The 21162-nt window shown below is 63.4% G+C and carries 13 protein-coding genes and 1 pseudogene; 4 read left to right on the top strand and 10 right to left on the bottom strand.

Features of this window, described 5'->3' with window-relative positions; translation table 11 throughout:
• Positions 1-83 precede the first annotated feature (83 nt).
• The 3 genes from JS533_RS01475 to JS533_RS01465 form a co-directional block, all read right to left on the bottom strand.
• Positions 84-1199: an Mrp/NBP35 family ATP-binding protein gene (locus JS533_RS01475; protein WP_241512788.1), complete on the bottom strand. Its 1116-nt coding sequence runs from the start codon at positions 1197-1199 to the stop codon at positions 84-86.
• Positions 1200-1332: 133 nt separating this feature from the next.
• Positions 1333-4074 (bottom strand): NAD-dependent DNA ligase LigA, encoded by a 2742-nt coding sequence (gene ligA, locus JS533_RS01470; protein WP_241512787.1) that lies wholly within the window; start codon positions 4072-4074, stop codon positions 1333-1335.
• 97 nt (positions 4075-4171) lie between these two features.
• Positions 4172-7834 carry a tetratricopeptide repeat protein gene (locus JS533_RS01465; protein WP_241512786.1) on the bottom strand — a complete coding sequence of 1221 codons (3663 nt, stop codon included), beginning with the start codon at positions 7832-7834 and terminating at the stop codon, positions 4172-4174.
• A gap of 50 nt (positions 7835-7884) precedes the next feature.
• Between JS533_RS01465 and JS533_RS01460 the strand changes: the two genes are divergently transcribed.
• From JS533_RS01460 to JS533_RS01450, 3 genes are all read left to right on the top strand, one after another.
• A complete protein-coding gene (locus JS533_RS01460) occupies positions 7885-10197 on the top strand; it encodes a hypothetical protein (RefSeq protein ID WP_241512785.1) in 2313 nt (770 codons plus the stop codon).
• A gap of 173 nt (positions 10198-10370) precedes the next feature.
• Positions 10371-12047, top strand: a complete 1677-nt coding sequence (locus JS533_RS01455) for an aryl-sulfate sulfotransferase (RefSeq protein WP_241512784.1) — start codon at positions 10371-10373, stop codon at positions 12045-12047.
• A gap of 76 nt (positions 12048-12123) precedes the next feature.
• Positions 12124-12930: an ATP-binding cassette domain-containing protein gene (locus tag JS533_RS01450; protein ID WP_241512783.1), complete on the top strand. Its 807-nt coding sequence runs from the start codon at positions 12124-12126 to the stop codon at positions 12928-12930.
• A 132-nt stretch (positions 12931-13062) separates the two neighbouring features.
• Here JS533_RS01450 and JS533_RS01445 read toward each other — a convergent pair whose 3' ends face one another.
• The 4 genes and pseudogenes from JS533_RS01445 to JS533_RS01435 form a co-directional block, all read right to left on the bottom strand.
• Positions 13063-14082, bottom strand: a complete 1020-nt coding sequence (locus tag JS533_RS01445) for a pyridoxal phosphate-dependent aminotransferase (protein WP_420838606.1) — start codon at positions 14080-14082, stop codon at positions 13063-13065.
• A pseudogene (locus tag JS533_RS13835) lies at positions 14080-14286 on the bottom strand (pyridoxal phosphate-dependent aminotransferase); the annotation flags it as partial. The gene JS533_RS01445 and the pseudogene JS533_RS13835, both read right to left, overlap by 3 nt.
• Before the next feature lie 173 nt (positions 14287-14459).
• On the bottom strand, positions 14460-15224 hold the full coding sequence (gene ppgK, locus JS533_RS01440; RefSeq protein WP_219057881.1) for a polyphosphate--glucose phosphotransferase: 765 nt from the start codon (positions 15222-15224) through the stop codon (positions 14460-14462).
• Positions 15225-15524: 300 nt separating this feature from the next.
• Positions 15525-17024 carry an ATP-binding protein gene (locus tag JS533_RS01435; protein WP_051923778.1) on the bottom strand — a complete coding sequence of 500 codons (1500 nt, stop codon included), beginning with the start codon at positions 17022-17024 and terminating at the stop codon, positions 15525-15527.
• A gap of 313 nt (positions 17025-17337) precedes the next feature.
• Here JS533_RS01435 and JS533_RS01430 point away from each other — a divergent pair, with 313 nt between their 5' ends.
• The gene (locus JS533_RS01430; protein ID WP_033493144.1) at positions 17338-17520 is read left to right on the top strand and encodes a hypothetical protein; all 183 of its coding nucleotides are present in this window, start codon (positions 17338-17340) and stop codon (positions 17518-17520) included.
• Between the two features lie 33 nt (positions 17521-17553).
• Here JS533_RS01430 and JS533_RS01425 read toward each other — a convergent pair whose 3' ends face one another.
• Genes JS533_RS01425 through JS533_RS01415 form a run of 3 tightly spaced genes read right to left on the bottom strand, consistent with a single transcriptional unit; the run spans position 17554 to position 21158 of the window.
• Positions 17554-18720 carry an acyltransferase family protein gene (locus JS533_RS01425; protein ID WP_033493142.1) on the bottom strand — a complete coding sequence of 389 codons (1167 nt, stop codon included), beginning with the start codon at positions 18718-18720 and terminating at the stop codon, positions 17554-17556.
• The gene (locus JS533_RS01420) at positions 18707-19591 is read right to left on the bottom strand and encodes a beta-1,6-N-acetylglucosaminyltransferase (protein ID WP_241512781.1); all 885 of its coding nucleotides are present in this window, start codon (positions 19589-19591) and stop codon (positions 18707-18709) included. The genes JS533_RS01425 and JS533_RS01420 overlap by 14 nt, the downstream gene beginning before the upstream one ends.
• Before the next feature lie 46 nt (positions 19592-19637).
• Positions 19638-21158 carry an oligosaccharide flippase family protein gene (locus JS533_RS01415; protein WP_241512780.1) on the bottom strand — a complete coding sequence of 507 codons (1521 nt, stop codon included), beginning with the start codon at positions 21156-21158 and terminating at the stop codon, positions 19638-19640.
• Positions 21159-21162 lie beyond the last annotated feature (4 nt).

Below are 21162 nucleotides of genomic sequence, written 5' to 3'. Positions count from 1 at the left end.
GAGACCGAGCGGACGCCACCGCAACAAACCCCATACATGGCACAATATGCAGGGACCACTTATCCCGCCCCTGCATATCCCGGTCAGCGCATGAGCCGTTCGGCGAGCGCGCGGAACTCACGGCCGATGCCGTCTTCGCGCAGCGCGCCTTCGGGCGTGAGCACGGCGGGCCGGCCGGACTCCCCCGTCTCGCGCAGTTCGGGTTCAAGCGGCAGCTGGGCCATCAACGGCACGTCGTAGCCGAGCGCTTCGGTCAACTGGTCGGAAACGCGCTGACCGCCGCCCTCGCCGAAGATGCGCAGCTTCTCGCCCTTATGCTCGTACCAGCTCATGTTTTCGACCACGCCGCGCACCTTCATCGGCACCTGCAGGGCGACCAGTCCGGAGCGGACGGCCACGTCGGACGCACTCGGCTGCGGGGTCGTCACCACCACCAGCTCCGCATTCGGCAGCGCCTGCGCCACGGAGATCGCCATGTCGCCGGTGCCGGGCGCCAGGTCGAGCAGCAGCACGTCCGGCTCGCCCCACCACACGTCGGCGAGGAACTGTTCGAGCGACCGTTGCAGTCGCGGCCCGCGCCACAGGATCGCCCGGTCGGCGCCGGCGAACATGCCGATCGAGATGAGTTTGACGCCCCATGCGGTCACCGGCATGAGCATGCCGTTCAAATTCGTGGGCTGCGTGTGCACGCCGAACAGTTTCGGCAGCGAGAAGCCGTAGATGTCCGCGTCGATCGCGGCCGTGTCGTAGCCGAGCGCGGCGAACGTGGCGGCGAGGTTCGCGGTGACCGACGACTTGCCGACGCCGCCCTTGCCGGAGGCGATCGCGAAGATGCGCGTCTTGATGCCGGGCTTGTTGAACGGGTTCTGCTTGCGTTCGGCCTTGAGGTCGGCGACGAGATCGGCGAGCTTGTCGTGGCTCATCGACGTGACCTCGATGTGCGGCGTGAGCGTCGCGTCCGGGTAGGATGCGACCGCGCCGTTGATCTGGTTGGTGATCGTCTCGCTCAGCGGGCAGCCGGGCACGGTCAGTTCGACCTGAATGGTCACGTCGTAGGCCGCGCGTCCGTCGCCGGCCGGCACCGCGTTGATCGCCGCGATCATGCCCAGATCGGTGACCGACCGTCCGAGTTCGGGGTCGATGACCCTGCTGAGCCGCTCGTAGATGGCCGCTTCGATCTGCCGCGTATCTGCTGTCATGAATCATCCTCCTTATTGCCTCACCCAGACTAGCGTGCGATCGTGCGGCATGCCAGAGGCGGACTGCCGGTTCCCGGGAACCTGCCCGGCGGAACGGACGAATCGGACCGATCGGACCGATCAGACAGACCTGTCAGACCTGCCCGGTCTCCAGCAGCGTCTTGAACTGGGCCTCGTCGAGCATGGGGATGCCCAGTTCCTCGGCCTTTGCGGCCTTGGATCCGGCGTTGGCGCCGACGACCACCCAGTCGGTCTTCTTGCTCACCGAGCCGGCCGCCTTGCCGCCGCGTTCGATGATCGCCTCCTTGGCGGAGTCACGCGAGTAGCTCTCCAAAGACCCGGTGACGACCACCGTCTTGCCGGCCAGGGTCTGCGGCAGGTCGCTCGTTTCGGCCGCCCCGACGCCCACGCCGGCGCGCTTCCACGCCTCGAGCACCGCGCCGCGCCAGTTGCCGGGCTCGCGCGCCTCGGCGAACCAGTTCACCACCGATTCGGCGATTTCCGGCCCGATGCCGTCGATGGCGTACAGTTCCTCCGCACTCGCCGCGGCCAACGCGTCCAGTGAGCCGAACGCGGAGGCGAGCAGCCGCGCGGTGGGCGGGCCGAGCCTGCGGATGGACAGTGCGACGAGCACGCGCCACAGGTCGGCGTGACGTGCCTTGTCCATTTCGTCGAACATCTTGCGCGTGTTCTCCCCCGGCCGGACGATGACCGGCACGTCCGTCGAACCCGCACGCGTGGTCTTGTGTTCGACGCGCACGACGACCGCGTCGGCCGGCACGTCGTAGTCGGGATAGTCGGAGGCCGCGTCGGGAGCCGCAGCCTCCCGCTCGGCCAGCTGCTTGGCCGTAAGCCTGCGGGCCGCGGTCGGCGCGGTCCAGAACGCGGGCACCTGATGCCACAGTCCGGATCCGCCGATGCGCCGGCGCACCTTCTTCTTCCGCCCGTTCGCGTCGGTCGTCTCGTGCACTTCGATGATCGCCGCCTCGCGCCACACGCGCACGTCGCGCAGGTCCGCGGCGGTCAGATCGAACAGTCCGGCTTCGCTGGAGAGCACCGGCGTCTGCACGGCCGGCAGTTCCAGTCCGGAGACCGGCTCGTACGGTTCCGGTTCCTCGCCGGGGGCCACGATGATCTCGCTCACTCCCGGCGCGTAGGTCGCGACCGAATCCGGCCGGTTCTCCTCCGGGTTGGTCAGGGCCACGGCCGACTGGTCGCCGAGATGTTCGATGTCGAACGCCTTGCGCGAGGCCAGGTTGATGATGCGTTCGGTCAGCTGCGCCGGGCAGCTTTCCACGTTCGGGCAGCGGATGTCCTTGTCGCCTTCCTTGGCGGGCGCGAGTTTCGCCCCGCACGACGGGCAGTATTCGGGCATGACGAACTCGCGCAGCCGGTCCTCGCGCCCACGCCGGCGTTCGAGCACGGGCCCGACGAGTTCGGGGATCACGTCGCCGGCCTTGCGCACGACGACCGTGTCGCCGATGAGCACGCCCTTGCGTTTGACTTCGGACGGGTTGTGCAGCGTGGTGCGCGCGACGGTCGAGCCGGCCACGTACACGGGTTTCAGGACGGCGACCGGGGTGACACGGCCGGTGCGACCGACCTGCACGGTGATGTCGAGCAGTTCCGTGTTGACTTCCTCGGGCGGGTACTTGTAGGCGATCGCCCAGCGCGGCGCGCGCGATGTCGCGCCGAGCGCGCGCTGGAGTCCCAGATCGTCGACCTTGACGACGATGCCGTCGAGCGCGTGTTCGATGTCGCCGCGATGCTCGCCGTAGTAGTCGATCATGTCGAGGATCTCACGAAAGTTCGTGACGGTGCGGTTGTGCGGCGAGACCGGCACGCCCCACTTGGTGTACAGTTCGTACGCTTCGGACTGGTCGTTGACGACGTCGTGCGAGCCGGCGGGACGGTCCGCCCCCCAGCGCAGCGTGCCGATGCCGTGCGCGTAGAAGCTCAGACGCCGGGTGGCGGTGATGCGCGGGTCCTTCTGACGCAGCGAACCGGCGGCGGCGTTGCGCGGGTTGGCGAACGGTGCGCGGCCGGCGTCCTCCTGCTCACGATTGAGCGTGCGGAAGTCGTCCCAGCGCATGAACACCTCGCCGCGGATCTCCACGAATTCGGGGATGTCCTCGGCCGGTCCGCCGAGGTTCGCGGGGATCGAGCCGATGGTGCGCACGTTGAGCGTGATGTCCTCGCCGGTCACGCCGTCGCCGCGCGTGAGGCCCTGTTCGAGCACGCCGTTGCGGTAGATGAGGTTCAGCGCCAGACCGTCGATCTTCACCTCGCAGCTCATCGGCAGCGGCTTGGATTCGGGCCAGTCGAGGTCGCGGATCACCGAATCGTACCAGTCGCGCAGCTCCTCGATCGAGAACACGTCGTCGAGGCTCATCATGCGCGACGGATGCCGTACGGACGCGAAGTCGTTGGAGAACGTGCCGCCGACGCGGTGCGTGGGCGACTGCGGCGAATCGAGCTGCGGGAACGCGGCCTCGAGCCGCTGCAGGCAGCGCAGGCGCGCGTCGTAGGCGGCGTCGGACGAGACGGGCGCGTCGTCGATGTAGTAGGCGATCTGGTCGGATTCGACCCATGCGGCCACGCGCGCCCACAACCGTGCGGCGGCCTCGGCGCTCAGCGAGTCCACGTCGAGCCGGTCGAGACGCAGCGCGTCCTCGTCGTCCGGCTGCAGCGCGGCGATCCACTGGTCGCTGCCCGGCGCGAACCGCGTGATGCCGGTGTCGCTTACCAGCGCGGGAACGGCCGGCTCCCGACCGGCATCGCCGTCGCCTTTGCCGGCACCCTCGGCACCGACTGCGGCCACGTCCCCGGTCGTGTCGATATCGTCGAAGTCCCACGCAAGCTGCTCTTCCGTCATGCCTTACCCCAATCCATTCCGTAGCCGTACGTCAATCGTCGCACGCGCCATCGTTACGACGCGTGCGGTCATCATGCCACCTTCGCGAGCCCGCACGTCACGCGTTGAGCGAGCGCAGGAACTGCGCCTGGATCACGTCGATGCCGTCGCCCTCGTCGTCGTTCATGCGCGCGCATGCGACCGACAGGGTGCGTGCCGGCACGAACATGCCGTGGTCGACGCACACGCGAGCCGCGTCGCGGACGATGCCGGCGACCTCCGTGTGCGGCCAGACCGGCAGGTCGTGCGCGGCGAGCACGGCCTTGGCCGCCTCGACGCCGTCGGGCACGGGCACGCACTGCGAGTCGGCGCGCGCGACGAGTTCGCGCAGTTCGCCGTCCAGCGCGCCGATCTGCCCGGGGCTGATGTGGTCGCTCATGATGTACGCGGCGGCCGCCACGGCGAACTGGTCGCGCATCCATTCCGCGTAGGCGAAACGGTAGTAGGCGAACGCGGCGTCGTCGCGGTCGAGCGCGACGCGTAGCGCGTTCAGGCATGCGGCGCGCGCCGAATCCCAGTCCTCGCTGCGGGCCAGCTGCATGGCGAGCTTGAGGTGCGAGAGCGGGTAGGCGGGCGCGTACGAGACCATCGCGTTCAGATGCGGCAGCGCCGCCTGCGCCCCCTTGATCTGCGAGAGGATGTCGGCGACCTCCATGTGCGCGTAGAACAGGTCGTCGGGGATGAGCACGGTCTGTTCGCCGGATGTGGCGAACAGCCGGTTGTATACGACGCGTTCCGCGTACGAGTTGAAGTAGCGGGGCACGCCGGGATTGTTCGCGTACATCAGGTCGAGCCGTTCGAGTTCGGCCTCGATGATCTCGACCGCGTGGTCGATCTGCCCGGAGAAGAGCATGTCGCGCGCCTTGCCGCGTTCGCGGTTGAGTTCGTCGGACAGTTGGAACGTGATGTCGGGCGTGTCCCTGCCGTCGATGAGCGCGCTGGTGACCTCGGGCGCGAGCCGGCTGAGTTCAGGGTCGGCGATGCGGTCGATGAGCCGCATCGCGCGCTGCGCCTTGTCGACGGACGCGAGCGAATCGTCGGCGGCGAGACGGTGGAATTCGGCGACGCCGTGCTGCAGCAGGTCGACGCGCTGGATGGACAGGTCGGCCGCGTCGCGTGCGCCGAGCACGCGCGCCACGTCGGGCGAGAACGTCGTTTCGGACAGTTCGGGCTCCTCCTGTGCGCCGGCCGGCGCGAACCGCACGTCGCGCAGGTCGAATCCGGCGTCGGTTTCGCGCAACGCGCCGTGTCCGTCGAGCGACATGTTCGCGTCGAACATGCGGTACGTGTCGGCCGGGTGTTCGAGCCCGTCCTGGTACAGCCGCGCGAGCAGCGCGTCGCGGGTGAACGTGACGGTCGCCAGCGTGCGCACGGTCGGGTTGGCTCGCAGCGCGCTGAGCGGATCGCTCGGGTCGGCCGGCAGCGCGACGTCGCCGTCGCCCTGTTCCGGGTCGGGTTCCATGTCGTCGAACGCGTCCGCCGTGTTGCCGGTGGGCACGTTGAAGACGACCTCGTCGAGATCCACGCCGCGCATGAGATCCTCGAAACGGCTGTCGACGGTCGCCTTGTCGGCGTGGTCCATGTCCTGCGACGGACCGTCGCCGGGGGCCGCGCCCTGGTCGGACGCGGACGCATCGGCGTCGCCGTCGGAACCGGACCGGCCGGACGAACCGGCGGCGTCGGCAGGGTCGGCGGCATCGCCCATGTCGGCGGCGTTGCCCTCGTCGACCGACATCGGCGGCGTGCGCGACGGGTCGCCGTGCCAGTCGCCGTCCTTCGGATCGGCCTTGCCGCCGCCGAGCCCGACGTCGCCGAAACGCAGCCGGTCGAGCGTGTGCATCATCTGCTGGGCCATGTCGGAGATCGCCGAATCCTGTTCGGCCACGGCCTCCTCGAGCCCGATCGAGTCGACGTGCACCGAGACGCGACGGACATGCTCGTCCGCGCCGAACATCATCGCCGCGATCATCAGGCCGACACGCAGGTTGTACGAGGCGCTCATCGCCGCACGCTCGTCGTCCGACAGCGTGACCCACATGTGCCGGTCGGCGTCGTAGCGGCTCGACGGCATCATCATCGGACCGGCCGTGGTGAATCCGACCGCCGCCTCGCCGTCGGCGAGGTTCGAACGGAACTCCACGTCGAACCGGTACGGCACGCGCAGCCTGCGCAGCAGCGTGGACACGGTCTGCCGGTACAGCCATTCGGATCCGGACGCCCGGGACTCCCCCGCGCCGGACGGATCCGGATTGCGTTCGGCGATCCGCTCCGCCTGCGCGCGGGCCTCATCGACCAGCCGCATCACCGCGTGCCAGCCGTCGTGCCCGGCCTCGTCGGCCGCCGCGGCGTCGGACGCGTCCGGAGCGGCCGCACCACTGGCCGTGTCCGACGGCGACAGGGCGAGCAGCGCCGGATCGTCGAGCAGCATGCGGTCGATCTGCGCGGCCTGGGCGCGCGTGACCGTGTCCTCGATGGGCGTCAGCCCGAGCTTCGCGTTGCGTTCCAGCCACGCGCTCACGGCCGCGAAGCGGTTGAGATTGCCTTCGATCCGGAGCGACTTGAGCGCCGCCGGGAACTGCAGGCCGGAATCCCAGGTGAAGAAGTAGTTGCCCGAATACGTGGACGTGTACAGGTGCATCGGCTCCGCGCCGTGCACCGCCTCGAGCCCCGCGGTGGGTTCGAGCGCGCCCGCCTCGTGCATCAGGTCGGCGAAATGGTCCTCGAGCCCGGAGGCGCGCATGCCGTGGGCGCGCGCGTCGAGCGTGTCGCGCAGGCAACGGCGGATCGCGCCCATCGGCGCCTCACGGTTGAGCCTGCGGAAGATGTTGCCCGCGCCGAAGCCGATGAGCAGCCCGTGATAGAGCGGCAGCATGTACGCGGCGAAGAACGCGATCGCGATCGCGTCGCGGTATTCGAGGTCGAAGCGCATCGACGGCGGCAGTTCGGCGCGCACCTGTTCGAGCGTGTACCGGCTGCCGGCCTTGAGCCACGAGGCGAGCCAGATCATGCGGCCGGTCTCGTCGCGGCCCACGATGCCGCCCTGCACCACGTCGAGCATGCGGGGCGCATGGCCACGGCCTCGGCCGGAGCGTCCCGCGCCGTCACGCCGTCCGCCGGCGCGTCCGGCGAAGTCGGCGATGCCGCCGGCAAGATCGTTCGCCACGTCACCGGCGGCATCGGCGAGCCCGGAAAGTCCGGAAAGCCCGCCGCGGCGGCCGGCCGAAACCGGAGAGCCGGCCGAGTCATGACCGAACCGCGGCCCGTCCGGCAGCCTCAGCTCGCTTTCCTTGCCGAACATGAACGCGCACTGCATCCCCTGCGTGTCGGTTTCCGGATCATGGCACATGAACACACGGCCCCTGCCGTCGACAAGCGCCAGCTGCGCGAAATGGCTGCGGTCGGAGAACACGCCGAGCGCAAGCACGCTGCCCTGCTTGACGGGCAGCTGCGCCCATCCGAGCGTGATGCCGTCGGGCACGCCGGCCAGATGGTCGAATATGCGCCGCTTGGCGAACGGCGACAGCACGATGGCGTTCTCCCTGAACGCCTTGAGCAGATCCTCGTCGCTGGCATGGTCGCCGATGGCGTTGAGTGCGGCTCCGAACGAGTTGTCGGACGTGGGCCTGCGGCCATGTACGCGCGCGTCGAGGGTACGCACCAGCCGATCGACCATGGCCGGCACGCCGAAGCCATGATTATGGTGTGGTGTGTGTTGTGGCATGCCCCACATTCTTCCCGACCAACACGACATGAAGCCGATAGAATAATGGGATGCCTTCCTCGTTCCGTCAGTTCCGCCGCCCGATCGTCCGGCCGCGCACGCTGCTGTGCATCTGCGTGTCCATGCTGGTGATCGCCGTGCTCGAATGCGCCGTGTTCAACCTGCCGTTCTGGACGACGCTCGCCGCCAGCACCGACACGTCCGCCGCCGAGAACACGCTCGGCCCGGGCCTCGAGCGCACTGCGGACGGAATGCTGAAGGTCACCGACCCGACGCGGGCATGGCTCGAGGTGAAGGCGGACGGCACGTCCGCGTACGCGCGCGTCGACCTGGTCGACGCCACGGGCGACTCGGACGATACGGACGACGCCGCCGCCGGCACAGCCGATGCGGATGCCACGGACTCCTCGGACGCCGACGGACAGGAGCCGCTGTCCACGTTCCATCTGCGGCTCGACGACTCGGGCCGGACGGGCTATGCGCAGGCCGTGTCGACGGCCTCGCCGCGCTCGCGGTTCGTGCGCACGGACGCCGCGTCGACGATCCGCGTGTGGGTCGAGGAGCAGAAGGGCGCGCTGGTGCCGATCGCCGCGGTGCGCGCGAACGTGCGTGTGCCGTTCCAGTGGGATTGGCTGCGGGTCGCGGTGCTGGCGTTCGTGGTGCTGCTGGTGATGCTGTGGCGGCCGGGCTCGCGCCTGTGGCGCACGCGGCTCGACCCGTCGGATCCGCGCCAACGACGCGCGCTCGCGCTGACGCTCGCCGTGCCGGCCGCGATGACGCTGTGGGCGGTCGCATGGCAGATCGCGCACGCCGCCCCGCTCACGTTCCATGAGGTCGGCGGCTACACGTACGACTTCGACCAGTACGCGCGCACCGCGGACGCGCTGCTGCACGGCCACGCCTGGCTGGACCTGCCGGTGCCGCAGACGCTGGCCGAGGCCGAGAACCCGTACGACATCGTCACGCGCTCCCGGCTGCTGGCCGACGGCGTCACGCCGATCTACTGGGATCACGCGTTCTACGACGGCCGCTGGTATTCGTATTTCGGCGTGCTGCCTGCCGTGCTGCTGTTCATGCCGTATCAGGCGGTTACCTCGCTGTGGGTGGACGGCGGCCTGAACCTGCCCACCGGCGCGGCCGATCTGCTGCTCATGTTCGGTTTTCTGGTGTTCGCGTGCCTGCTGATCGTCCGCCTGCTCGCCCGCATCGCCCCGCGCACGTCGGTGGCGAGCGCGTCGATGATCATCGTGTTCTTCCTGCTGGCCACGAACGCGAGCTACCTGTGGTTCCGCACGAATTTCTATTCGGTGCCGATCGCCGCCTCGCTGATGCTCACCTGCATGGGATTGTGGCTGTGGCTGGGGGCGATCCAGCCGGCGCATCGCATCGTCGGCGACGGGCGTCCTGACGGCGGAGTCACGGTGGTGGCCGATTGGACGGTTGCCGACGGCGCTCCCCTGTCGCTGCCGCATCTGGCGGGCGGCGCGGTGTGCATCGCCGCGAATTTCGGCTGCCGTCCGACGTTCGCCCTGTCCGCCCTGCTCGCGTTCCCGCTGTTCTGGCCGCAGATCCGCGGCATCGTGCGCGGTCTTGCGTCGCATCGCGTGCGGCCGTCGCGCGCGATGCGGGCCCCGCTGGCGATCGTCGTGCCCGCGCTGATCGTCGTCGCCCCGCTCATGGCGTACAACACAGCGCGGTTCGGCGGACCGCTCGACTTCGGCAGCGACTATCAGATGACGGTCACCGACATGACGAACTACAGCCTGCCGGCCGTCGACCTGCCGTACATGATCTTCTACTATCTGCTGCTGCCGTTGCGTTTCTCCCAGTCGTTCCCCTATCTGTCGATCAGTCCGACGCCGCTGCCGCAGTGGGGGTTCACCGAGCCGATGGTGGGCGGCTTCTTCGTGCTGTGCCCGCTGGCGCTGCTCGCGTTCCTGCTGCCGCGTGCGCGCCGTCGCGTGCCGCGGCCGTATCGTGCCGTGATGACGGTCGCGCTGACGCTGGCGTTGGTCATGGTGGTGGTCGACGTGCTGGCCGGCGGCTTGGGATGGCGGTATATGGCCGATTTCGGCTGGCTGTTCGCCCTGCCCGCGATGCCGGCGATGCTGCGGCTGATGGAGGGCGCCGATGTGTTCGAGCCGTTGGAGGATGATGCGGACGATACCGACGACCCGAAGTACCGTCGCGTCCCGTTGCGCCGGCGTGCGGTGCGTCTGCTCATGATGCTGGTGATGCTCGCGTGCCTGGCCGTGATGATCGCCTCGTGCTTCGTGCCCGGGCGAGACGATTCGCTGACCGCCAACAATCCGGGGCTGTTCTACGAGGTGCGCTGCTGGTTCACGCTGCTGAACTTCAGCTGACGTCCCTCCCACGCCGATTCGCCGGCGTCTTTGCGGTGTTCTTCAGCCGACGTTCAGCGACACGCCCGGTTTCTCCAAGTCTCGAGTCATACTAATGGACGATAGCGGATTCTTCACCCGTACGTTACCGACCATTCATCAACATATCTCGCAGGAACCGAGTCAACCGAACCATGAACACATCCCGAACCCGCACATCCGCGCCCGGCTGGCGCGTCGCAGTCCGTGTCGTCGCCGCCGTCGTCGCACTTGTCGTCGCCGTCGGCCTGTGCCTGCTCTCGTACGACAACGTCGACGCAAGCATCAAGCAGCACCGCATCGAACGTCTCAACGCGCAGATCGCGAACGTCTACACCGCCGAATACCAGCAGATGGCCGAGGAGAAGCTCGTCAAGGCGCGCGACGCCGAGGAGCGCACCGTCGACAACATCTACGTGCAGGACGACCCGTACGGCACGAACACGACGTCGCTGTACGTCTACTTCAACTCGCAGTACGAGACCAAGGTGACCTACACCGTCTCGGCCGACGGCTATCCGGACTTCACCGCCACCGCCTACCAGGACAAGGAGTACCAGACCGAACACGAGTTCCTGGTGCTGGGCCTGATCCCGGGCGTCGAGAACACGATCAAGTTCACGCTCACCGACGACAACGGCCTCTCGCTCGACTACACGATCACCCATCAGGGACCCAAGCTGCTCGGCACCGAAGCGGTCACGCTCGAACAGACCGTCTCCGCGAAGGACGGCGAGGACCTCGGCAACGGCCTGTACGCGATTCTCGGCAACGACAGCAACGAGCAGGACTTCATGTACTACTACGACACGAACGGCGTGCTGCGCGGCGAAGTGCCGGTCAAGTACTATCGTTCGCACCGACTCCTGTTCGACGACGACGGGCTCATGTGGTTCTCCGCGTCCACGCACACGATGGTCGGCATGAACCGGCTCGGCAAGCTCGAAAAGATCTACGACCTGGGCAGCAACTTCATCCTCCACCACGACTACGCGCTCGACGCGGACGGCAACATCGTGCTGCTCGCCACCGACCTGAGCCGCTCCGACCACGCCGTGCAGGACCAGGTCGTCAAGCTCGACACGAGCACCGGCAAGACGACGCTGCTCGTCGACTTCGGCGAAATGTTCGCCGACTACAAGTCCACCACCGACCATTCGGGCATCGACGAATCCGACCCGACCGCCACGAACCGCTGGGACTGGCTGCACTGCAACACGATCCAGCTGCTGCCCGACGGCTCGGCGCTGTTCTCCGCGCGCGAAACGTCCACGATCATCAAGGTCAACGATCTGGAGGGCACTCCGACGCTCGCCTACATGATCGGCGAGCGGAGCGTGTGGAACGGCACCTCGTACGCCGACGCGTTCCTGACCAAGGACGGCGACTTCGGCGACACCGGCGGCCAGCATTCGATCACGTACGTGGCCGACGACTCGCTCGCGGACGGCCAGTACTACATCTACATGTTCGACAACAACTTCGGCTACGCGATGACCCGCCCCGACTTCGACTGGACCGTGATCAGCGGCATTTCGACCGCGCAGTCAAGCAAGGACACGGATTCCAACTCTCAGTACCGCAAGTATCTGGTCGACGAGAAGGCCGGCACGTACAAGGAGGTCACGTCGTTCGACGTGCCGTACTCGCCGTACGTGAGCTCCGCGCAGGTGCTGTCCAACGGCAACGTGCTCATCGACTCGGGCATGCAGGGCCTGTTCGGCCAGTACGACGCGGACGGCAACCAGCTCGTCCAGTACAAGATGGAGCTCAACACCGCGTACATCTACCGCGTCTACCAGTACGACTTCAAGGGCTTCTACTTCGCCTGAAACGCGTAAGGCGCCACAAGGACACCGAGCAAACAGTCCCATGCCGACTGCACTGTAGAGACTACACTGTGGAGGCATGGGACTGTTTGATTTTCTGGGCGGCAAAAGCACGCCAGACAAGCCGTCGTCCGTCACGTTCACGGTGGCCGGCGCCGGCCATCGCTACGACGACAACGGCATCGGCCTGCTGCCGGTCGACCTGACGATCGGCCCGGACACGCGCCGCGTCGCGATCATCGGACTCAACGGCTCCGGCAAGACGACGCTGCTGAAACTGCTCGACGGCGCGCTCAAGCCGTCCGTCGGCACGGTGACGGTCGCAGCCGGTGACGAGACGCTCGACACGGCGAACCGCCGCGACCTGAAGCGCATCGAGGACCTGGTCGGCCGCGTGCGCCGCGAGGAGATTCCGGAAAGCTACTATCAGGCCAAGGACATCCGCGAGGCGATCGACCAGCCACTCAAGAAGCACAAGGTGCCGGAGGCCGTGCGGCAGGAGACGATCGGCGCACTGTTCGCGCACTTCGATCTGACGTCCGTGGCGATGCAGCCGGCCAGCGCGCTCGACAGTGAGAAACGGCATCTGCTCGCGATCGCGTCCGCATTGAGCTTCTCGCCGGCGGCGGTCGTGGCCGACGAGCCGACCAAGGGACTCGACGAGATCGGCTCCGCGCACGTGGCGCGCGCCCTGTTCAGCTACGACAAGCAGGTGATCTTCGCCACGCACGACCTCGAGCTGATCCAGCGCCCGGAGTACGCGATCGACCGCACGATCGTGCTCGACGAGCACGACGTCGTCTTCGACGGCTCCCCCGCCGACGCCGCCGCATGCTACACCGATCTCGTCCGCAAAAAGTACGAGGAAACCAAGCAACGTCAGTAAACGCGTGAAGAGCTGGCGGAGCCTCGGCTCCCTCGGCTGAGGGAGCTGTCCGCGAAGCGGACTGAGGGAGCGTCTGCGGCACGGGCGTGCCGCTATCAACGCAGCATCACGCAAAGCGTGATACCACTACTGCTATCCCACCAGTCCATTGACCGTATCCAGCACGGCTCGCACGTTGCGCTCGAACTCGGCCGGTTCGGGCAACAGCGAAATCGCAAGATATCCGTTCGACGTCATGTCGAAGAAGTATCCCGGCTGGCCACTCAATCCGTGCCGTTCGATCATCGCGAGCACGAGCTCGTTCTCGTCGATCACGCTCGGCACGCGCAACAGCACGTTCCAGCCGCCCTCCGCGCGCAGCACGCTGACCAGACCATGCTCGTCCTCGTCCAGCAGCCGGTGCAGCGTCGCGAGATTGCCGCGCACGCGGGCGCGCACGCGATCCGTCTGGCTGCCGGCCGCGTCGAGCAGCGCGGGAATATCACGCGCGATGATGTCGCTCATCGGCAGATAGTCGTCGGCGATCACGTCGAGCCGGCGCTGCGCTTCGTCCACGTCGTCGGCCGGGCCGGACACCTGGATCCAGCCGACCTTCGCGTGCGGCGCTGCGAGCATCTTCGAGAATCCGTCCAGCGCAAACGTAAGCACTCCGGGCTCCCCCGCGAGCCGCGCATTGCCGGGGAACGGCTCGAGCGTGTAGTCGTAGAACACTTCGTCGGCGATGATCGCGACGCCGCGCTCGCGGCACAACGCCACGATCCGTTCGCGCTCCTCCGGTTTGACGTACGAGCCGGTCGGATTGTTCGGGTTGATCAGGACGAGCGCGCGGATGCGTTCGCCGACGTTCGCGTCGTCCAGCAGCGATTCGAGTTCGGCGACGTCGATGTACCATGATCCGTCGAACTGCAGCTGGTATTCGACCGTGTCGACGCATTCGAGCCGGGCGATCGATTCGATGAGCGGATAGCCGGGCTTGGGCGCGAGCACCGCGTCGCCCGCGTCGCACAGCAGTTTGATAAGCCACGAGTACGCTTCGGACGTGGAGCTGAGAATGTAGAGGCTGTTCGAATTGACGGGTTCGGTTGTCGGTTCTGCTTCTTCCTCCTCTGCTGCGTTCGCGCCGGCTGCCGCGCCGCCGTAGGTCGCGGTCAGGAACGCGGCGAGCGCCTCGCGCGCCTTGCGCGGGCCGCGCGGGTCGGCCGTGTAGATTTCCGGCACCAGTGCCGGGGCCAGACCGTGGCGGGTCGGGTTGGAATCGTTGAGCTTGCCGAGCGCCGTGCCGTGAGCCTTGGCGGCCGCTTCCGCCGCGGCGATCGGATTGGGCGCACTGATGTCGACTCGTGAGGAAAAACGCATGGCTGTCAGTCTAGCCATGCAACAAGAAAAGCTCCTCCGGCCGACCGTTGCCGGATCCATGTCACGAGATCGGGACCCGGCAACAGCCTCTTCGGATACGGCAACGGCCGCAACCAACCCCGAACTTACCAAACCGGGACTCGGTTACGGCCGTTGCCGACGAATCGGAATCGTCACTGCTTGGTGCTGGCGAAGTACGCAGCGCCGACGATGCCGGCCTCGTTGCGCAGCTTGGCCGGGACGATCGGCGTCTTGATGTCGATGTACGGCAGGAACTTGTCGCTCTGACGGCTCACGCCGCCGCCGACGACGAACAGGTCCGGGTTGAAGTACTTTTCCATGAGCCCGTAGTACTTGGTGAGTCGCTTGGCCCACTTCTTGTAGCCGAGTTCCTTCTGTTCGCGCACGCCGGACGACGCGTACTTTTCGGCGTCGAGGTGCTTTTCGTCGAGGATGATGTGGCCGAGCTCGGTGTTCGGCACGAGCGTGCCGTTCATGATGAGCGCGGTGCCGATGCCGGTGCCGAGCGTGGTCGCGATGACGAGGCCGTTCTGTCCCTTGGCCGCGCCGTACTGCTGTTCGGCCAGGCCGGCGGCGTCCGCGTCGTTGACGACGACGACCGGGCGACCGCACGCTTCGGAGAAGACTTCGGTCACGTCGACGCCGATCCACGACTGGTCGAGGTTGGCCATGAAGTCGAGCTTCTGTCCGGGCTTGATCGGGGCCGGGAACGCGATGCCGACCGGCGCGGAGTCCGGAACCTCGAAGTGGTCGAGCTGCTGGCGCACGATCGCGGCGACGGCCTGCGGGGTGGAGACTGCCGGGGTGAGGATCTTCAGGCGCGGCTCGGCGAATTCGCCCTTTTCCAGGTCGACCGGCGCCGCCTTGATGCCGGAACCGCCGATGTCCACGCCGAACGCTTGTGCCGTTTCAATCATCATTGACCCCTCTCTGTGAGTTGGCCGGAATCTGCGGCCGGGTATGTGCAATCATTGGCATTGTATAACGGAACGCCATCGACACGCGGCATTGGTCTTGCCCTGCGGCCCCCGCGGGACGGTGTGCCACGGCGGAGCGGACGTTCTTCCGCTCCGCCGTGGCGCCTTCCCCCAGCTCAAGACCCGCGCTCGCAGACACAGCCGAACCGTCCGTCATCATCCACGAAGCAAATACCAGGCAAATAAATTTTTGGCGGAATTCCAACGATTATTGAACTTTCCTCACCTGAGAGGCATCATTCAGGCAAATAAATTCTGCGCAATATCCGCAGCCGTTGAGACACCCGCCCATGCCGGTAGATACTGCCTCTTTTTGTTTGCCGCATCCGCGTCAGCTAGGCGGATCAGTCCCGCTTCGATGCTTTCCGATATCAGCCGCGAGATTTGCGAGCTGGACGTGGCCGGAAGACCGAAGCGCATGCGCAACGACGCATTGGTCAGAAAATCGCCATTGGCATACTGCACGCACGCGTGCCAATAACACGCCTGCATGCGTTCAGCTACTGTCAGGTTGCGGTAAGGCCGACGCTGCATGAGTCGCACTCTCATACTGGGGGCATCTCCACGTGTTTCCTGAATCTCCGGAGCCGGAAGCTGCATAAGTTCGCAGGAACGTATGATCTTGTCCCATCCGGAACCGGCTTCCTCACACATGTTCAGTCTCCGAGCCAGTTTTGCCAGCTTCGGATTCCGTGATTGCGGCGGATCGTTGACCAGACGCGATACCTCGATCAGAGAAGATCCGGGGTTGGAGAATTCCACACGATCTTCGAAGATCTCCACCAAGGGTCCGCTGCCCCTCACCGTGAGATCCTGATGAATGAGCATGTTGCCTAATAACTCACGAATCGCAAGCTCAGGATATCCTTGCACGGTTACGCGAAGACCACGGTCAATTTCTTCCCGTTCCGGAAGCAGCGCCTGCAGGTAGTCCAGTATGGCGTCGATGTCCGCGTATCCTCCGGGGAATGTCTTTGACCGGGTTGCGGATAGCCGATCCTTGCCTGTGTACCGGATGATGCGGATCGCCTTTCTGGAAACGGTTTCAAAATCGTCCATTTTCACGGCGAACAGCAATGCGCCTAAATTGGTGATAGCGTATTGTCCGCTGTCCAACGGCTTGACTATCGAATCAGCAATCAAATAGTGCAGTATGCCCGACCCGCCTTCCGGCAGGGGAATGCCGGTTTGGGTGAAGTATCTGGCCCAATTCAGTTTGGACAGTACTTCATCGCGACTCAGCCACCGCATGGCGATCTGATCCTCGAACGCGCCGGTTCTCGTCAAATCCCAAAGTCGTTGTTCACGTTGCGTGTTCTTCTGCAACGGCTGTGTGGACGTTCCCGATCTGATGTATTCGACGTTGTCGAAGGAAACCGGATATCCAATGGCCGGCCAGATTCGCAGCACCACAACGGTTTTCCCGTCAATTTCCACGGGAATGAACTGAAACTCCGCGTTATCGGACAGCTTCACGCGAAGCCAGATCTCCAACTCCTGATTGCCGCGCTTGGCGGTCAGCGGATTGAATGATGTTCCAATGACCGCATGACTGGAATCGTCGATTCCCCACACCATATAGGCATAATCCTGACCTTCCACTACAGCGGAATTCGCCAAGGCGGCGATATCACGTCCGATCATCTCAAATCGAGCGTTGGAATCCTTGAACTCTATCGTCTGCGTTTCCGACACGGATTGCGCCAGTCGAATCACCAGCGCCACGTAATCTTCGGGCATCGGCCCCACCTACTTTCCGTTCGACACTGACAGACAATGCCTTCAGTGTATCGCCGCAACATACGGTAAAGCAAATACCAGGCAAATAAATTTTTGGCGGAATTCCAACGATTATCAGTGTTTCCCCACCTGAGCGGTATCATTCAGGCAAATAAATCGCCAATGCGGAGCGGAACCGGACGAGTGAGGACGGACGGGAGGAATTCCGCAACGACGACAAGACGCAGAACGCCGTCGCGATGGCCGTGGCGTGCATGGGAGAGCACGTCACAGGATTGTCTCGCACGTTCACAAACGCCGAGCCGCAGACCGAATGGAAAGCGATTGCCGGCAGAACCGGATCGTGCACAACTGCGACGAGCTTGATTTCGCGCGCCTATCTCAAACCGTCACGCAGGAGTCGCCGCAGATGATCGCCGTGCCGCAGCCGTACGTTGACGAACCGCAGCACGTTGTACCGCGCACCGATACGCTGCTTGACGTGCCGCAGATTTGATGCGGACGTGATTGTACGCGTATCGCAGATACATCATGATCGAAGTTTGAGCAGGCGCTGAATCGGATGCACGACGATTGCGTCATACATGAATGCCGCAGCGGATAACATGACGAACAGTCCCGCCGTAATTGCGACGGTCTCGACGATTACGCCCGCCGTGTTCCCCGGAGCGGGGATCAATGCGCCGAGGGCACGCCACAGGTTTGCACGGACGTATGGATTCTCGTGAATCAGATATACGCCGAACACACTTGAGCTTATTGTCATAATGACGTGGCCACGTTTTTCACTTTTCACGTTGCGAACAGACTGTCGAAGACTCGCAGTCATCATCAACAACATCGCGGCAATAGCTAGCTCCAGCAGAGGAATCACTCCGAACGTACGACGTTCATCCGAACGCAACCAATCCCAAAACCCAAATCGCAGCGAAGCATACACAAATGCAGACAACATGGCGTAAGCCGCTACAACGTATATGACACTCATCTGCCAACGGCAGTTGAAACGCACACGAAGATCGACACCGTACAAGCGCATCCATCCGCCTATCAGATACACGGTGATCGCGTAAGTCCACGTGGTCCATACCGATGGAGACAGTGATAGCACCGGCATCATGCTGACAGCCAATAAGAGGACGATACAATTCCGTGATGACCGTTCCGAGTCGTGGAGAATCCGGTTGAGATACGGCGAGGCCAGCATCATCAGGACATATGCAGTGATGAACCAGTATGTGCCGTTGAAGACTGGCAGCAACGATGAATACAGCGTATGAAACAGCTGGCCCTTGGAAAACATGGCGGAAATACCATCGCTCGGGTGAATGGCCAACAGCACAGCCTGCAGCGCGATGACCGGAGCCGAATACAAAAACGTCTGCACGACGACTGACAAGATTCTGGAGGCACGGAATGTTTTATTGACCAGAAAATATCCGGACAGCAAGAAGAATATGCACACGCCGATTTGTCCGGCGTATTGGTCCCAAGCAATAGCGAACGCGCGAGACACCGTGTCGCCGTCGTCTTCCAGATTCCACGGTATATTAGCGACTACATGGCAGCTGACGATAAGCAGCATCGCGACGATGCGCATTACCTCAAACCTGGGGTCACGCGTGAATTGTCCACCATTCACTGCAATCTTTTCGCAGCTAACGAAACTGTGCGAAGCATCATCAACTCGGGTCATATCCCAACCTTTTCAGCAAGCCTTCCGCAATTGTTGAGTCGATCTTTCGAGCAAAGAAGCAATCCGACGACGTGATCTTGTCATAATCCGATTCATCCAAATACGCCGGCAAACTGCCATTGCGCCGATTCCAGTCCATATATCGCAGGTGATTCGGCACAATACGATCCGAGAACGGCGAATTGACGAGTATCGTCTGGAAGAGGAATTCCTCGGGAATCTGCGCCTGATAGAGATCCTTCATGAATTTCGGATGCGCGTCCACGTAATCAAGGACGTACCGGGCAGCCTCCTTCGGCAAAGACAGCCACACCAATCCCTGCGCTAAATTACTTTCGTCACCGAAACGATCGTTGACGATATGCAGGCTCTTCTGCAGCGTAAGATCCACGTTGCGCAGTGCATGGACGATCTTGTTCCAATAATTGAAGCGCCAGAGCCTGTTCTTCAGCTGGTACATGCGTTTCTGGTGCGGCTCCATCTGATCGATGGTTCGACAGTCCATGTATACATGCGTGTCACCAGCGAAGAATGCATCGAATTCATCATTGGACCGAACCGGAATGTCCTGTCCGGAAATCAGGTGGATATATCCTCCGTCCACCGTGGACGCGACCGCACGACGTAGCAAGCCCAGTAACGCCAGCAGGTGTTTGTAACTGCCCCAAGAAATCGCATAGCGCCTTTCCGCATACACGTTTGGCATGCCGTTCCATTTCGCGACATCGTCATCCGACAGCACTGAGGAGGAGCTGTCGACATGAATGAACATGTTGTATCGTTCGCCCAGACGGTCGACAAGACGGTCCAAATTCTTCTTGTCCTTGTATGCGCTAATCACTAATGATTGCCCAGTATTGTCGTTGATCATATATGCATCCTTGTTTTCGTACATTCCCTATAGGTTATGAAAGAGGTCATCGCCCGCCACGGCGAATCATTCCCACTACTCGTATCCGTTCGGCTGAATTCAGAGCAACGAACATGCAGATCACTCCGGACAGGATGGCGCATACGGCTCCCCCCGCAAAAAAATCCAGCCAGCTGTCGATAGCCACCAACCGGTCGTAGACGAGGCATACGGCAATGACTGGCATCAAACAGCAGACGCCTCTCAGCACCGGCAGAAAGATCGTGCGGAAAGAATATCCTAGGCACCGCGATGCGTACCACGGCACAAACAGGAAATTCTTCAGCGAATCAAGAATGCCCTGCACCAAGATGATGGACCAAATACCGGCGGATGTCCATAGCAACAGCGGTATCACCAGCACAATGTTCAGGATTCCGCACACCAGAAAAGCTATGGCGGGTACTTTCAGTTTATCGGTGATAATGAACGCGTTGTTCAACACCATGCTGCCGCACGAGAACAACGTGGGAATGAGGATCAGTACAGACATGGCCTGCAAATGTGCGGCATCCTGCGTGGGAACCCACAATTCGAAAAAATGACGACCAAACACTACAAATAAGCCGACCGGTAGGGCATAGGCCGTGGCCGACATTTTCAAAGAAAACAGCAAGAACCTTTGGAATTCCGAACGTCGATTCCGCGCATAGTATTGCATCAGCTGCGGAGCAAAAACCGACACCATTGTTCCGGCCAAAGACAGCAACACCGCAGGAACCGTCTTCGCGAGGGAAAAATCTCCACCTATCGCCGGCCCCAAGAACACATTCGCCAAATATAATCCAAGAGCGACCAGCAGAGTGTAGCTTAATGAATCAACCGAGTTCCAAAAACCAGACGAAAGCAGTTCCTTGACCGATGTCATGCTGAACCGTCCGGCACGAACGTTGAGTTCCGGAGTCAGTTTTTTGGTGTAATACACGTTCGCGGCATTGGTGTAGATCGCCACGATCAGCATGGTTGCGGTCAGATAGTAAATCTTCGCAGGCAGCATCATGAACAGCAGTATGAGTACTCCCGCACGAAGCAGATTGCTTTCGATGTTTCGTACTGAACTTTTCTCCAACCGGTTTTTCACGTAATACACGCAACCGTATACCGACAGCATCAATGACAGTTCCGAACTCAGCACCGCAAACAGGAATGCCATACGCACGTCCTGCACCAATTCAGCGGGGATACGCATGATCCATTGCGGAAACGCAGAGAACAGAAATCCCGGAACAGCCAGCGCGCATGCGATGATGAGATTGGCAACAAGAACTGATCGGAAATACGTGTTGGCTTTCTCGTAGTTGCCGCGATTGTATTCCAATGCGATGTATCGGCTGGACATGGAGTTCAAGGCCGCCGTCAGAATGCCTGTATATCCGATGATAGTGTTGATCAGAGGAATGAAACCGTACGCCGTCGCACCGAGCGTGCGCACGATGTACGGCGTCAGCAGGAAATTGACGCCGAGCTGTACCATGACGGACACTGCGGTGGCCGTCATGTTGATTAGCAAACGCTTCTTCTCGCCCATGCGG

Origin of the sequence: Bifidobacterium amazonense, assembly GCF_018555435.2 — a bacterium.
Classification (GTDB): domain Bacteria; phylum Actinomycetota; class Actinomycetes; order Actinomycetales; family Bifidobacteriaceae; genus Bifidobacterium; species Bifidobacterium amazonense.
This window is presented reverse-complemented; position numbering and strand designations above follow the sequence as displayed.